The sequence below is a fragment of the Phycicoccus jejuensis genome, from assembly GCF_000720925.1.
Taxonomy (GTDB): Bacteria; Actinomycetota; Actinomycetes; order Actinomycetales; family Dermatophilaceae; genus Phycicoccus; species Phycicoccus jejuensis.
This window is the reverse complement of the sequence record NZ_JOEE01000004.1, coordinates 375,505-390,067: the sequence shown is the minus strand read 5'-3', so window position 1 is coordinate 390,067 and position 14,563 is coordinate 375,505. Positions and strand designations below refer to the sequence as shown.

Below are 14,563 nucleotides of genomic sequence, written 5' to 3'. Positions count from 1 at the left end.
GATGGGTCCCATGATCGACGCCGCCGGCCTCCGCGTCATGCGGGCCATCTCCGAGCAGGGCAGCTTCACCGCCGCCGCCGCCTCGCTGGGCTACACCCAGCCGGCCATCTCGCAGATGGTCCGCCGCCTCGAGCAGCGCACCGGCACGGTGCTCGTCGAGCGGGTCGGGCGCAACGTCCGCCTCACCGAGGCCGGCCGGGTGCTCGCCCGCCACGCCGGCCCGGTGCTCGCCGCGCTCGACGCCGCCGAGGAGGAGGTCGCGGCCATCGCCGGGCTGCGCAGCGGCCGGGTGCGGCTCATGGCCTTCCCGTCGGCGTCGGCGACCCTCGTGCCGCGGGCGCTCTCGCTCGTCAAGCAGCGCTTCCCCGACGTGCACATCACCTTCACCGAGGCCGAGCCGCCCGAGAGCATCGCCGCCCTGCGCGCCGGCGAGTGCGACCTCGCCATCGCCTTCGCCTACGAGGGCACCGACGCGACGCGGGGCGAGGAGGACCTCGACGCGTTCGTCGTCACGCCGCTGCTCGAGGACGAGGTGCGCCTCGCCATGCCGCGCGAGCACCCCGCTGCGCACGAGGCGACCGCCCACCTCGCCGAGCTCGCGCAGGAGCCGTGGATCGCCGGCTGCCCGCGCTGCCGGGGCCACCTCGTCCAGCTCGCCGACGCCGCCGGGTTCCGCCCGGACGTCGCCTACGAGACCGAGGACTACGTCGCCGTCATGGGCCTGGTCGCCGAGGGGCTCGGCGTGGCGCTCATCCCCGACCTCATCCTGCGCACGGTCCACCACGACCAGGTCGTCGCCCTCCCGATGGAGCCGGCGTCGCGCCGCACCATCACGGCCCTGACGACCCCCGACCTCGGACGGGTGCCGGCGGTCCGGGCCACGCTGGAGGCGCTCATCGAGAGCGCCGGGTCGCAGTCGACGGCGCCGACGGTCCGCCAGCCGGAGCCGACCTTCTCGATCTGACGCCGGCTCAGCGTGCGGTGACGACCCGCAGGGCGCCGCGGCGCTCGACGAGGGCGACGCCGCCACGCTGGTCGGTGCGGTAGACCGCCGAGCCGAGCCGGCGCAGCAGCGCGAGGTGCGCCGGCGCCGGGTGCCCGTAGTCGTTGTCCGCGCCGACGCTGACGACCGCGACCGGCGCGCGGACGGCAGCCATCAGCCCCTCGTCGAGGTTGGCCGAGCCGTGGTGCGGCGTCTTGACGAGCTCGAACCCGCGGGCGGCCGCCGCCATCGCCGGGTCGCGGCGCAGGCGCACGAGGAGGTCGTGCGCCGCCTCGCGCTCGACGTCGCCGAGGAGCAGCGCATCGACGTCCCCGGTGCGGGCCGCGAGGACGACGCTGCCGTTGTTGGGCACCGACCCCTCGGCGATGCGGCGCCACGGGCTCCAGACGACGGCGTCGACCTCCCCGAGCCGGACCCGGTCGCCGGCGTGGAGGACGCCGACCGGGATGCCCGCCGCGGCCGCCGTGCGCCGGACGGTCGCGGCCGCCGACGCGGGCTCGGCGACCGGGCCGACGAGCACCTGCCGCACGGTGCGGCCACGCAGGGCGCCGGCCAGGCCGTCGACGTGATCGGCGTGGAAGTGCGTGAGGACGACCGCGTCGAGGGTCGTGACGTCGAGCCGGTCGAGGCAGCCGTCGACGAGGGCGGGGTCGGGCCCGACGTCGACGAGCACTCCGCGCCCCGGACCGCTGCGCAGGACGACCGCGTCGCCCTGCCCGACGTCGCAGACGACGACCCGCCAGCCCTCGGGCGGCCACGTGACGAGCCGGGTCGGCAGGAAGGAGGCCAGGGCGAGGAGCGCCACGCCGAGCACGGCCACCGGCCGGCGCGCGACGCCCGCGACGAGGGCGCGACCGGTGAGGACGACGAGCAGGAGCAGGCCGGCCAGCAGCAGGGCGCCGGGCGGCCCGTCCGGCCATGGCAGCGTGCCACCCGGCACCTCGGCGGCCACCCGCGCGACGCGCGCGATGCCGGTCGTGGGCACCACCCCGACCCACGCGACGAGCTCGGCGCCGCGCCCCCAGACGAGCGAGACGAGGGAGGCGACCACCCCCGCGACGGTGGCGGGCGGGACGAGCGGCGCCGCGAGGAGGTTCGCGAGCACACCGACGACGCTCACCGACCCCTGGAGCAGCACGACGACCGGGGCCGTCATCACCTGCGCGGCGACGGGCACGGCGAGCGCCGGGCCGAGCGGCGTGAGCCGACGAGGCAGCCGGCGCCCGACGGCCTCGCCCCACGGCCGGGTGAAGAGGAGCAGCCCCAGCGTCGCGAGGGTCGAGAGGACGAAGCCGTACGAGCGCGCGAGCCACGGGTCGAGGACGAGGACGACGACGACCGCGCCGGCGAGCACCGGCAGCCCGGCCGAGCGCCGCGACCGGCTGAGCCCGAGCAGCCCGATCGCGCCCATCGAGGCCGCGCGCACGACGCTCGGCTCGGGGCGGGCGAGGACGACGAACCCCGCGAGGGCCAGCCCCGCGAGCACCGGCCGCAGGGGCCGCGGCACGCCGACGACGGCGCACAGGCCGAGGACGAGCCCGGTGACGACGGCGACGTTGCTGCCGGAGACGGCCGTCAGGTGCGTCATCCCCGTGGCCCGCATCGCCTCGGTGAGGTCCGGCGGGGTGCGGCTCGTGTCGCCGATGACGAGGCCGGGCAGCAGCCCCCGCGCGTCGGCCGGGGCGTCGTCGACGGCGTGGCGCAGGCCGGTGCGCAGCCGCTCGGCGCCCCGCGCGACCGCCCCCGGCGGTGCGAGCGACACCAGCCGCCCGGAGACCGCGAGCGTGGCGACCCGGTCGTCGGCCGGCTCCATCGGCCCGAGCCGTCCGCGGACCCGGACGGTCTCGTGCCACCGCGGCGCGAGGAGCACCTCGCCCCCGACGAGGAGGACGGGCGCCGACGTCGCGACGGTCCGCCCGCGACCGGTCAGCCGCTGCACGGTGCCGGCGCGGACGAAGCGCGCCGACCCGTCACGCGCGGCCACGCGGATCGCCTCGCCGGTGACGAGCACGTCGGCGGTCACGACCGCGCGCCCGGTCGCGAGCTCGCGCACACCGCCCTGCTCGCGCGCGACCGTCGCCGCCACGGCCGACACCTGCAGCAGGGTGACGAGGACGACGGCGAGCGTGACCGGCCACCGCCACACCGCGGCACGCCCGTCCGGCCGGCGAACGGCCAACACCCACCCGTGGAGGGCCAGGCAGGCCGCCATCCCGACGCCGACGACGACCAGCCGTGCGCCCCAGCCGAGCCCGAGCGTCGCGGCGGCCACCGCCCACGCGACGAGGGCCGGGCCGAGCAGCCGCAGGTCCCCCGCGTCGGCGATGGGCGTCCCGGGCTGCGTCACGGCACGACCAGCGGCCGCAGCTGCTCGAGCAGCTTCTCGCCGATGCCGCTCACCTCCGCGAGCTCGTCGACGCTCGAGAACCGGCCGTGCGCGGTGCGCCACTCGACGATCCGCTGGGCGAGGACCGGCCCGATGCCCGGCAGGCCATCGAGCGTGCCCGCGTCGGCGGTGCTCAGCGACACCGGCGCGGCCGGAGCGCCGGCCACACCCCCGCTCGCACCCCCGCCCGGCGACGCAGGTGGTGCGACCGGTGCCTCTCCCTCCGCCGGCACCCGCACCTGCTCGCCGTCGACGAGCACGCGCGCGAGGTTGACGGCCGAGAGGTCGGCCCCACCCGTCGCGCCCCCGGCGGCGTCGACCGCGTCGGCCACCCGGGAGCCGGCCGGCAGGGACCGCACCCCCGGGCGGCGGACGCGGCCGACGACGTGCACGACGACCTCGCCGGGCGGCGACGGCGACACGGACGACGTCGGCACCCCGACGTCGACGGCCCCCGCCGTCACCCCGACCGGGCCGGCCCGCGCCCCGCCCCCGGGCGCGACGACGTCGCCGTCCGACCCCGCGCTCGCGACGCGCAGCCCGAGGACGACCGCGGCGAGCAGCGCGAGGACGACGACCCCGAGCACGGCCGAGCGCCCCGGCTGCCACCGCGCCCCCTGCAGCGTGGTCGGCAGCCGCACGCGTCGCCGGTCCTCGACCCGGTCGTCGGCGTCGTCGTGGACGCCTCCGTCATCGGCCTCCGACGTCGCGGACGGCACCTCGGGCACCCATCCGGCCGACCGCGAGCGAGAGCGCAGCCACGCGCTCGCCCGGGGCGAGAGGGCGTCGGGGTCGGGGCGCTGGCGCATCCCCCGACGCTAGGCAGCCCGCGCTCCCGGGACACCGGGCCGCCGGCGATCTGTGGACGACGGTCCGCGACCGACCCGCCTGTGGACGACCTGCCGCCGAGGAGACGGACGTCAGCCGCTCCGGCGCCCCCGGACCCGACCCCACGCCGCCCGCATGTTGCGCCGGTGCCGGGCCAGGACGAGCACCGACACGAGCAGCAGCCAGACCCCCTCGTCACGCGCCAGCCCGACCATCCCCGTCGACGCGAGCCCGGCCGCGGCGACCGCCCCGAGCACCGCGAGGAAGCCGGTGGCGACGACCGAGGCCTCCCCCACCCGGCGCAGCGCGGCCAGCGCGAGAGCGAACACGACCACCGCCGCGAACGCCACCCACGGCGCCACCGCGAGGATCCCTCCGAGCGCGCAGGCGACGCCCTTGCCGCCACGCCCCCCGAGGAACGGGCTGTAGACGTGCCCGAGGACGACGCCGCCGGCGACGACGAGGGCCGGCTGCGTGCCGGCCCACAGCAGGACGAGGAGCGTCGGGACGAAGGCCTTGAGGACGTCGAGGACGAGCACGAGCGCGCCCCACCGCCGGCCGAGCACCCGTCCGGCGTTCGTCGCCCCGGGGTTGCCCGACCCGGCGTGCCGCAGGTCGGCCCCGAGCGCCCGCGCCACGACGGTCGCGACGTTGGCCGAGCCGACGAGGAACCCGAGCGCCGCGAGCGCGACGAGGGCGAGGACGGCCATCAGGACACGCGCGGCACGACGGCGACCGCGAGCGTGCCCGGGCCGACGTGCGCGCCGACGACGGCGCCGAGCTCGACGACCCGCACGCCCGCGTCGGGCATCCGGCCGCGCAGCCGTCCCGCGAGGCTCTCGGCGCGCTCGGCGGAGTCCAGGTGGTGCACGGCGAGGTCGACACCGGGCGCTCCGGCCGCCACGGCGGCCTCGGCCGCCTCGACCGCGATCTCCTCGAGCCGGGCGATGGCGCGGCTCGACGTGCGCACCCGCTCGAGCGGGACGATCTGGCCGTCGCGCAGGCCGAGGATCGGCTTGATCGACAGCGCGGACCCCACGAGCGCCCCGGCCCGCCCGATCCGGCCGCCGCGCCGGAGGTACTCCAGGGTGTCGACGTAGAAGACGACCGTGGCGCCCTCGCACGTGCGCCGCACCGTCTCGGCCACCTCGTCGAGGGAGGCGCCACCGACGGCCGCCCGCGCCCCGGCGAGCACGGCCTCGCCCATCGCCATCCCGAGGGCGCGGGAGTCGACGACGCGCACCGGCACCGGGGCGGTCCCGGCGGCGAGGCCCGCGCCGGCGACCGTGCTCGACAGCTCCCCGGACAGGTGCACCGACACGATGCCGTCCGCGCCGTCGCGGGCCGACGCCTCGTAGGCCTCCGCGAACGCCGCCGGCGCCGGGCGCGAGGTCGAGACGGGCGTGAAGGAGTGCAGCGCCGCGGCGACCTCGTCGGAGCCGACGTCGACGCCCTCGCGGTGCTCGTGCCCGCCGATGACGACGTGGAGCGGCACGACACGCACCGGCAGCCCCTCGAGGTCGCCCGGCGAGAGGTAGGCGGTGGAGTCGGTGACGATCGCGGTGGTCACCCTGCGCAGGCTAGCGCCCCCCCACGCCCCGGGAACCGGCCTCACCAGGGCAGCGGGACGTCGAGGTCGCGCGGGTCGTCGGCCGGCACCCAGCCCCGCCCCGGCTCCTCGACGTACTCGACGCCCGGCCCGTCCGCCGCGAGCGCGGCGACGGCGGCGAGCAGCCGCTCGACGTGCTCGTCGGTCGTCGCGAGGCCGGCGCTCGCGCGCACGGCGGTCACCGCGCCGTCAGCGTCCCGGGCCAGGAGCGCGTCGACGAGCCGGTGCGCGCAGAACTTGCCCGCCCGCACCCCGATGCCGTGCTCGGCGCTCAGGGCGGCCGCGACGAGGTGGCTGTCGAGGCCGTCGACGGTGAAGGCCGCGACCGGCACGCGCGGGTGGTCGGCACCGAAGAGCGAGTGCACGCGCACGCCCGGGATGCCCGCGAGCCCCTCGAGCAGCCGGGCCCCGAGCCGCGCCTCGTGCGCCTCGACCGCCGCCCGGTGGGTGCGCAGCGCCGCGCACGCGGCCGCCAGCGCGACCGCCCCGAGGACGTTCGGGCTGCCGCCCTCGTGGCGCGCGGCGCCCGCCGCCCACGTGACGCCGTCCGCCGAGACCGCCGCGCTGGCCCCTCCACCAGCGAGGTGGGGCTCGGCGGCGTCGAGCCAGTCGGCCCGCCCGACGAGGGCGCCGGCGCCGTAGGGGGCGTGCAGCTTGTGCCCCGAGAAGGCGACCCAGTCGACGTCGAGCGCGGTGAGGTCGACCGGCCGGTGCGCGACGAGCTGCGCGGCGTCGAGGAGCACCCGGGCACCGTGCCGGCGGGCGACGGTGACGACGCGCTCGACCGGCCACAGCTCGCCGGTCACGTTGGACGCCCCGGTGACGACGACGAGCGGGGTCGGCCCGCCCGCGAGACCGGCGAGGGTCGACTCGAGGCGACCGAGCGCCTCCTCCGGGGAGGCGGGCACCGGGAGCCGGTGCGTGGCGGCGGCCGGCCACGGCAGCAGCGAGGCGTGGTGCTCGGTGTCGAACACGACGACGGGCGTCCCCGCGGGCAGCGCGCGGGCGAGGAGGTTCGTCGCCTCGGTCGTGGTCCGCACGAGGACGACCAGGTCGTCGGCGCGGGCCCCGACGAAGCGTGCGACCTCGTCACGGGCGGCCTCGTAGTGGGCGCTCGTGACCCGCGAGAGCCATCCGGTGCCGCGGTGCACCGAGCTGTAGGTGCGGGTGGCCGTCGCGACCGCGCGGACCACCGACTCGAGCGCCGGGGTCGAGGCGGCGTGGTCGAGCTGGGCGTACTCGACGAGCGCCCCGGACACGACGGGCACGGGGTCCGGCGCGACGACGGCGGGGAGGGACCGGGTCAGCAGGGAGGGGCCGGCGTGGCCGACGGCGACGAGGGCGGTGTGGTGCGTGGACATCGGGGCTCCTGAGGGCCTCGTGGACCCTCGGGACGCCCGGGATCCGCGCTTGCCGACGCCGCTGCGGCGCCGACCAGGTCGTCACCCGGGGCACCCCACCGCGGAGGAGGGTTGCCGGCCAGCGAGCCGGGGCTTGTCACTGGCACTCATGACCTACGCCGACGAGTGTGACGAACGCGCCCGCGACCCGTCATCCCGGGTCCACGACGTGGGACGGCCCCGCCGCTCCGGGTGGCCTCAGGCGTCGTCGGCGGCGTGCACGCGCCGGCCGTCGACGAAGGTCTGCAGCACCCGCGTGGCCCCGATCTCCTCGGGCGGCCCGGCGAACGGGTCGCGGTCGAGGACGTCGAGGTCGGCGAGCGCGCCCTCCCGGATGCTGCCCGTCCCCTCGTGCCGGTTCACGAACGCCGAGCCGGCGGTGTACGCGGTGAGCGCGGTCGCGAGGTCGAGCCGCTGCTCGGGCAGGAACACCGGGTGCTCCGGCTCGCCCTCGCGGTGCGCCTCGGGGATCTGCCGGGTCACCGCGACGTGGATCGCGGCGAGCGGGTCGGCGGTCGAGACGGCCCAGTCGGAGCCCATCGCGAGCGTCGCCCCGGAGCGGTGCAGGTCGCCGAACGGGTACTGCCACGAGGTGCGCGGCTCGCCGAGGAAGGGGATGGTCAGCTCGACCATCTGCGCCTCGAGCGCGGCCCAGAAGGCCTGGAGGTTGGCGACGACGCCGAGCTCGCGGAAGCGGTGGACGTCGTCGGGGTGGATGACCTGGACGTGGGCGATGTGGTGGCGCGCGTCGCGGCGGCCGTTGGCGGCGATCGCGCCCTCGACGGCGTCGAGGCACTCGCGCACGGCGCGGTCGCCGATCGCGTGGAAGTGCAGCTGGAAGCCGGCGGCGTCGAGCTGCACCGCGGCGGGCATCAGCGTCTCGACGGGGACGAAGGAGATGCCCGAGTTGTCGGTGTACCGGCCGTGCCCGTCGCAGTACGGGTCGAGCATCGCGGCGGTGAAGTTCTCGGGCACGCCGTCCTGCATGATCTTGACGCTCGTCGCGCGGAACCGGTTCGTGGACAGGGCGTCCCGCCGCTCGATGATCTCGGGCACCTGCTCCAGCCCGGTGTTGCGGTCCCACCAGAGCGCGCCGACGACGCGGCCGGTCAGCCGCCCGGACTCGTCGGCCGCCCGGTACGCCCGCGCCGGGTTCCCGCCGTCGCCGTAGTCGCCGATGATCGCGTCCTGCCAGGCCGTCACGCCGAGCGCGTGCAGGTGCGCCTGGGCGCGCAGCAGCCCCTCGAGCCGCTCGTCGTCGGTCGTCTCCGGGGCGATGCTGCCGACGAGGGCCATCGCGCCCTCGTGGAGGGTCCCGGTCGGGTGGCCGTCGGCGTCGCGCTCGATGCGCCCGTCGCGCGGGTCGGGGGTGTCGCGGTCGATACCGGCGCGCCGCAGCGCCTCGGAGCTGACCCAGGCGCTGTGCACGTCGCGGTTGGGCAGGAACGCCGGCCGGGCTCCCACGACGGAGTCGAGCTCGGCCGCCGTCGGGGTGCCCCCGGGGAAGGCGGTCATCGACCACCCGCCGCCGAGCACCCACTCCTCGTCCGGGTGCTCGCGGACGTGGCGGGCGATCCGCTCGAGGTAGGCGCGCGCGGTCGAGAGCCCGTCGAGGTCGCAGCGCCCCATGTGGACCCCGGCCCACACCGGGTGGACGTGCGCGTCCTGGAAGCCGGGCAGGAGCATCCGGCCGCGCAGGTCGACGTGCTCGGTCCTCGACGTCGCGAGGTCGAGCACCTCCTCGTGCCCGACGGCGACGACGCGCCCGTCGTCGACGGCGACGGCGGTCGGGCGCGAGCGCACCGCCCGCGCCGTGAAGACGGGCCCTCCCGACAGGATGAGGTCGACCACCGCCGCGCGCGTCCCGGGTCAGGCGGGGACGACGTTGACGAGCTTCGGGGCGCGGACGATGACCGTGCGCACCCCGTTCTCGAGGCTCGCCTGCACCTTGGGGCTCGCGAGGGCGAGCTCGCGCAGGGCGTCCTCGGTGATGTCGCTCGGCACCTCGAGGCGGTCCTTGACCTTGCCGCGCACCTGGACGACGCAGGTCACCGTGTCGTCCACCAGCAGCGCCGGGTCGGCGACCGGGAAGGGCTCGTGCGTCAGGGACCCGGTGTGCCCCAGCCGCATCCACAGCTCCTCGGCGAGGTGCGGGGCCATCGGGGCGACCATGAGCACGAGGGCCTCGGCGGCCGCGCGCGGCACACCGCCCTCGAGCTTGGTCAGCGCGTTGTTGAGCTCGGTCAGGCGCGCGATGGCCGTGTTGAAGCCGAGCGCCGCGTAGTCGGTGCGGACGGCGTCGATGGTCCGGTGCAGGACGCGGTTGGTCGCGTCGTCCGGCGTGGCGTCGGTGACGACGACCTCGCCGGTCTCCTCGTCGACGACGTTGCGCCACAGCCGCTGGAGGAAGCGCTGGCTGCCGACGACGGCCCGGGTGTCCCACGGCTTGCTCTGCTCGAGCGGGCCGAGGCCCATCTCGTAGAGCCGGAAGGTGTCGGCGCCGTACATCTCGTACATCTCGTCCGGGCTGACCATGTTCTTGAGCGACTTGCCGATCTTCCCGAACTCGCGGGTGACCGGCTCGCCGTTCCAGGTGAAGGTGCCGCCGGGGCCCTCGACGACCTCCTTGGCCTCGACCGGTTGGTCGCGCGCGTCGCGGTACGCCGGCGCCTGGATGTAGCCCTGCGCGAAGTACGTCCGGAAGGGCTCGCTCGAGCGCAGGTGGCCGAGGTCGTGGAGGACCTTGTGCCAGAAGCGGGCGTAGAGCAGGTGCAGCACCGCGTGCTCGACGCCGCCGACGTAGAGGTCGACGCCGCCGGGGTCGCGCGTGCCGGCCGGGGCGCCGGGGACGGGGGTGTCGCGCGGGCCCATCCAGTAGTCCTCGTTGGCGGGGTCGACGAGCGCGTCGCCGTTGGCCGGGTCGAGGTAGCGCAGGTAGTACCAGCAGGAGCCCGCCCACTGCGGCATGACGTTGGTGTCGCGGCGGAAGCGTCGGGTGCCGCGGCCGTCGCCGAGGTCGAGCTCGACCTCGACCCACTCCGTGTCGCGCGCCAGCGGCGGCTCGGGCTCGCTGTCGGCGTCGTCCGGGTCGTAGACCTTCGGCGAGTAGTCCGGCACGTCCGGCAGCTCGACGGGCAGCTGGTCAGCGGGCACGCCGTACGCGATGCCGTCCTCGTCGAACAGCACGGGGAACGGCTCGCCCCAGTAGCGCTGGCGCGCGAAGAGCCAGTCGCGCAGCTTGTAGGTGACGGCGCCGCGGCCGTACCCCTTCTGCTCGAGCCAGGCGGTCATCCGCTCCTTGGCGTCGGCCACGCCGAGGCCGTCGAGGCTGATCTCATCGTTGGCGGAGTTCGTCGCCGGGCCGTCGCCGGTGTAGGCGGTCGACTCGTCGTGGTCTGCCGGCGGCTGCACCGTCCGGACGATGGGGAGCTCGTAGGTGGTCGCGAAGTCCCAGTCGCGCTCGTCCTGCGCGGGCACGGCCATGATCGCGCCGGTGCCGTAGCCCATGAGGACGTAGTCGGCGACGAAGACCGGCACGCGGGCGCCGTTGACCGGGTTGGTCGCGTACCCGCCGGTGAAGACACCGGTCTTGGTCTTGCCCTCGGCCTGGCGCTCGAGGTCGGTCTTCGCACCGGCCTCGGCGCGGTAGGCGGCGACCGCCTCGGCCGGGGTCGCGTGCCCGCCGGTCCACGCGTCGCGGGTGCCCTCGGGCCAGCCGCCGGCGGGGACGAGGGTGTCGACGAGGGGGTGCTCGGGGGCGAGCACCATGAAGGTCGCGCCGAAAAGGGTGTCGGGTCGGGTCGTGAACACCTCGATGCCCTGCGCGTCCGGGGCGGTCTCGACCGGGAACGTCACGTGGGCGCCCTGGCTGCGGCCGATCCAGTTGCGCTGCATCGTCTTGACCTTCTCGGGCCACTCGACGCCGTCGAGGTCGTCCGCGAGCCGGTCGGCGTACTCGGTGATCCGCATGACCCACTGGCGCAGCTGGCGCTTGAAGACCGGGAAGTTGCCGCGGTCGGAGCGGCCCTCGTTCGTGACCTCCTCGTTGGCCAGCACCGTGCCGAGGCCGGGGCACCAGTTGACGGTGGCCTCGACCGACTGCACGAGGCGCTGGGCGTCCAGCAGCGCGGCACGCTCGGTGTGCGAGAGGTCGTCCCACCCGCGGCCGTCGTCGGCGGGTAGCGGGCGGGTGCCGTCGCGGTACTCGGCGACGAGCTCGTCGATGGGGCGGGCGCGGCCGGTGCCGCCGTCCTCGCGGGGTGCGTCGTGGTCGTACCAGGAGTTGAAGATCTGCAGGAAGATCCACTGCGTCCAGCGGTAGTAGTCCGGGTCGATCGTCCGGATCGCGCGGCGGTCGTCGTGCCCGAGGCCCAGGCGGCGCAGCTGGCGCGCCATGATGGCGATGTTCTCCTCGGTGGTCTTGCGGGGGTGCTGCCCCGTCTGGACCGCGTACTGCTCGGCGGGCAGGCCGAAGGCGTCGTAGCCGAGGCAGTGCAGGACGTTCTTGCCCAGCATCCGGTTGTAGCGCGCGAAGACGTCGGTGGCGATGTAGCCCAGCGGGTGGCCGACGTGCAGGCCGGCGCCGCTCGGGTAGGGGAACATGTCCAGGACGAGGAGGTGGCCGCCCTCGTACCCGGCGACGGCGTCGGGCTCGGCCCACGGGCCGGCGGGGTTGGGGGCGTGGAAGGTGCCACGCTCGGCCCAGCGGTCCTGCCAGGCGACCTCGATGCGGCCGGCCAGCTCGGCGGTGTAGCGGTGCGGGGTGTCGCTCATCTCGTCCTCGTCGTCGTCGTGTCCTGCGGCCATGAAAAAACCCCTCGCACAGGAGGGGTCGCCGCGCGGGCCGGGTGGGCCGCGCGGCTACGGAAGGAGCAGGAGCCTCGGCACGCGCTCAGGGTACCGCAGGGCGGTGGGCCGCTGCCGGGACACCCGGGTCAGTGCATCGCGTGGACGACGGCGTGGCCGCGGCCCCGGCTCATCAGCCAGCGGTTGACCGGGACCGTGACGACGAAGGCCAGCGCGAGCGACCCGGCGAGCGAGACCCAGAAGAGGACCGTGCCGAGGCCGGCGTCCATCGCGCCGGGGACGAGGACCATCGCCCCGTTGTCGATGACCTCCATGACGAGGATGGAGACGGTGTCGGCGGCAAAGGCCACCCCGAGGGCGGCGCCGAGCGCCAGGCCGGCGGCGCGGACCGAGCGGACGGTCAGGGCGTAGCCGGTGGCGAACGCGAGGACGACGGACAGGACCACGACCGAGCCGGTGCGGAGGCCGAAGGCGGTGCCGATGACCATCCCGGCGACCTCACCGATGGCGCAGCCCGTGAGGCAGTGCAGCGTCGCGGAGGCCGCGTCGCCCCAGCTCGTCGGGCCGTGGTGGGCGCGTGCGTGGGTGCTCATGATGGCGACAACAAGATACCCCCTGAGGGTATTCCTAGATCAGCAGGCCGGCCACGATGAGTGCCTGCGCGAGGTGGTAGGTGACGATGACGGCGAGGCGCGCCCCGGGACGTGGGGTGACGAACCGGTCGAGCGCGAGCAGGGTGTCGCTGGCGACGAAGAGCGTGACGCCCGCGGCGACGAGCGGGCTGCCGGTGGCCCATCCCGTCACCGCCATCGCCGCGATGACCGCCATGTAGACGCCGACCGCGGCGCCGAGCCCTGCTCCCCCGTCGCGTGCCGCGGCGGGGAGGATGCGCCGGCCGGCCACGAGCGCGACCGCGACGGTGGCGGCGCCGGCCGCGGCGAGCGTCGGGTGGTCGAGGCCGCCGCGGAGGAAGGCGAGGACGTACGCGAGGTGGCCGACGAGGAAGGCCGCGAGGCCCGCGACGAAGCGTGGCTCGGAGTCACCGAGGAGGAGGACGTCGCCGACCCCGCCCAGGACGAGCGCGGCGAGCAGGGCCGGGCCGGCGGGGTGGTCGAGGGCGCCGGCCGCGAGCGCGACGGCCAGGAGGCCGACCATGACCGCCGGCTTGGCCCACCGCTCGACGCCGGCGCGCTGCGTGGCGACCGCCCACCAGTCGGCGAGCGCGACGACGGCGGTGAGGACGGCGGCGACGGCGAGCACGGCCGCATCCTGCCAGCGGCGGGGCGGGCCGTCGGCCAGCGGAACCGCGGTCCGGCCCGTCGCCGATCCTGAGAGCGACCGGTCGACAGGTGCTCTCCCAGCCTCCTGCCTCTCCGGAAGGTTTCCCTTTCGACCCGCAAGGTTTCCCTTCCACCCGCAAACATGTGGTTGCACCGCGGAAGGTTTCCCTGTTCTCGCGGAACGTTTCCCTTCCATCCGGCAAGGTTTCCCTTGCGCTCCGCAGGGATGTGGTTGCGGAGGCAAGCAAATGGTTGCGGCTGGAAGGTAAACCTTCCGCGATGGCAGGAGGCTGGGAGAGCACCTGTGGACCGGTCGCTCTCAGGATTCCGGGGCCTGTGGATGACGCCCGCGGCGGCCGGGGCCGGGCGGGCAGGATCGGTGTCGTCCCCACGGAGCGGAGGAGACCGATGGACGAGCCAGGTGCGAGCGGGGCCGGCGCAAGCGAGGCCGGCGCGACCGAGTCCGGCGCGAGCGAGGCCGGCGCGAGCGGGGCCGGCGCGAGCGAGCAACCCGCGGGACCGCCCCCGACGAGCGAGCCGCCCACGACATCACCGCCGGCGCTCGACGTGGCAGAACCCGGGCCGCCGACGCCCGCGCCCGGCCTTGCCCGGGGCCGCCTGTCGTGGACGACGCGCCGGGGCATCCCGCCCGAGGACACCGCCGAGCACGCGCCCTGGCTGCGCCTGCACGAACACCTCGCGCTACGCCACGGCGTCCGGGCCGACGGTCCACGCCGCTGGGAGCGCCCGGACGCCGACGACCCGCTCCACCTCCCGGCGCTGCTGCGCCAGGCGAGCGCCCAGCTCGACCGCGACCTCGCCCGGGCCCTCGAGGAGATCTCCCCGGTCCTGACCCCCGAGGGGTTCGACGCTCTCCGCCGGGTCGTCGCCAAGCCCTCGGACGGGGTCAACCTCGCCGAGTACCTCGGGCGCTCCGAGGCCGCCGTCAGCCGCCTCCTCACCACCCTCACCGCCCACGGTCTGGTTCGCCGGGAGCAGGGATGGCGCGACTTCCGCACCCGCCGCACCGTCGCGACCGACGAGGGCCGCGAGCTTGTGGCCCGCGTCGAGCAGGACGTCGAGATGCTCCTGGACGCCGCGCTCATCGCCCTCGAGGACGAGGAGCGCCACCACCTGCGTCTGCTCCTGCGCGAGCTCGCCGACCGCCCGATCAAGCGGCCGGCCCGCCGCCCCCGCCGGACCGCGCGCACCCGCCCGGCCCCGGACGCCGCCTGACGACGCGACGAGACC

Annotated in this window: 11 protein-coding genes and 1 riboswitch; of the genes, 2 read left to right on the top strand and 9 right to left on the bottom strand. The window is 76.1% G+C overall.

All coding sequences use genetic code 11. The features are described 5' to 3' along the window. The first annotated feature begins 10 nt into the window (after positions 1–10). Positions 11–964, top strand: a complete 954-nt coding sequence (locus tag IG69_RS0110330) for a LysR family transcriptional regulator (RefSeq protein ID WP_030528087.1) — start codon at positions 11–13, stop codon at positions 962–964. Positions 965–971: 7 nt separating this feature from the next. Here the strand turns inward: IG69_RS0110330 and IG69_RS0110325 are convergent, their stop codons facing one another. From IG69_RS0110325 to IG69_RS20160, 9 genes are all read right to left on the bottom strand, one after another. Further along, a complete protein-coding gene (locus IG69_RS0110325) occupies positions 972–3,350 on the bottom strand; it encodes a ComEC/Rec2 family competence protein (protein WP_030528086.1) in 2,379 nt (792 codons plus the stop codon). Then, a complete protein-coding gene (locus IG69_RS0110320) occupies positions 3,347–4,198 on the bottom strand; it encodes a ComEA family DNA-binding protein (protein ID WP_084696714.1) in 852 nt (283 codons plus the stop codon). Before IG69_RS0110320 ends, IG69_RS0110325 begins: the two co-directional genes overlap by 4 nt. A gap of 111 nt (positions 4,199–4,309) precedes the next feature. After that, the gene (locus IG69_RS20985) at positions 4,310–4,927 is read right to left on the bottom strand and encodes a glycerol-3-phosphate acyltransferase (protein ID WP_051750417.1); all 618 of its coding nucleotides are present in this window, start codon (positions 4,925–4,927) and stop codon (positions 4,310–4,312) included. Then, positions 4,927–5,787 (bottom strand): DegV family protein, encoded by an 861-nt coding sequence (locus tag IG69_RS0110310; protein ID WP_030528083.1) that lies wholly within the window; start codon positions 5,785–5,787, stop codon positions 4,927–4,929. The genes IG69_RS20985 and IG69_RS0110310 overlap by 1 nt, the downstream gene beginning before the upstream one ends. Before the next feature lie 41 nt (positions 5,788–5,828). Further along, entirely contained in the window at positions 5,829–7,187 is a 1,359-nt protein-coding gene (locus IG69_RS0110305) for an aminotransferase class V-fold PLP-dependent enzyme (RefSeq protein ID WP_030528082.1), read from the bottom strand. 40 nt (positions 7,188–7,227) lie between these two features. Then, positions 7,228–7,341: riboswitch (SAM riboswitch) on the bottom strand. Positions 7,342–7,424: 83 nt separating this feature from the next. Beyond that, positions 7,425–9,077 carry an amidohydrolase gene (locus IG69_RS0110300; RefSeq protein WP_030528081.1) on the bottom strand — a complete coding sequence of 551 codons (1,653 nt, stop codon included), beginning with the start codon at positions 9,075–9,077 and terminating at the stop codon, positions 7,425–7,427. A gap of 18 nt (positions 9,078–9,095) precedes the next feature. Next, positions 9,096–11,999, bottom strand: a complete 2,904-nt coding sequence (leuS, locus tag IG69_RS0110295) for a leucine--tRNA ligase (RefSeq protein ID WP_030528080.1) — start codon at positions 11,997–11,999, stop codon at positions 9,096–9,098. Positions 12,000–12,160: 161 nt separating this feature from the next. Then, entirely contained in the window at positions 12,161–12,625 is a 465-nt protein-coding gene (locus IG69_RS0110290; RefSeq protein ID WP_030528079.1) for a DUF4396 domain-containing protein, read from the bottom strand. Positions 12,626–12,659: 34 nt separating this feature from the next. After that, positions 12,660–13,292 carry a lysoplasmalogenase gene (locus IG69_RS20160; protein ID WP_051750416.1) on the bottom strand — a complete coding sequence of 211 codons (633 nt, stop codon included), beginning with the start codon at positions 13,290–13,292 and terminating at the stop codon, positions 12,660–12,662. 428 nt (positions 13,293–13,720) lie between these two features. Between IG69_RS20160 and IG69_RS20155 the strand changes: the two genes are divergently transcribed. Continuing rightward, positions 13,721–14,548 (top strand): MarR family winged helix-turn-helix transcriptional regulator, encoded by an 828-nt coding sequence (locus IG69_RS20155; RefSeq protein WP_036829666.1) that lies wholly within the window; start codon positions 13,721–13,723, stop codon positions 14,546–14,548. The last annotated feature ends 15 nt before the right edge of the window (positions 14,549–14,563 follow it).

Coding starts and splice junctions, on each gene's coding strand:
- IG69_RS0110330 (WP_030528087.1), top strand. CDS start 11: ATGATCGACGCCGCCGGCCTCCGCGTCATGCGGGCCATCTCCGAGCAG.
- IG69_RS0110320 (WP_084696714.1), bottom strand. CDS start 4,198: ATGCGCCAGCGCCCCGACCCCGACGCCCTCTCGCCCCGGGCGAGCGCG.
- IG69_RS20985 (WP_051750417.1), bottom strand. CDS start 4,927: ATGGCCGTCCTCGCCCTCGTCGCGCTCGCGGCGCTCGGGTTCCTCGTC.
- IG69_RS0110305 (WP_030528082.1), bottom strand. CDS start 7,187: ATGTCCACGCACCACACCGCCCTCGTCGCCGTCGGCCACGCCGGCCCC.
- leuS (WP_030528080.1), bottom strand. CDS start 11,999: ATGAGCGACACCCCGCACCGCTACACCGCCGAGCTGGCCGGCCGCATC.
- IG69_RS0110290 (WP_030528079.1), bottom strand. CDS start 12,625: ATGAGCACCCACGCACGCGCCCACCACGGCCCGACGAGCTGGGGCGAC.
- IG69_RS20155 (WP_036829666.1), top strand. CDS start 13,721: ATGGACGAGCCAGGTGCGAGCGGGGCCGGCGCAAGCGAGGCCGGCGCG.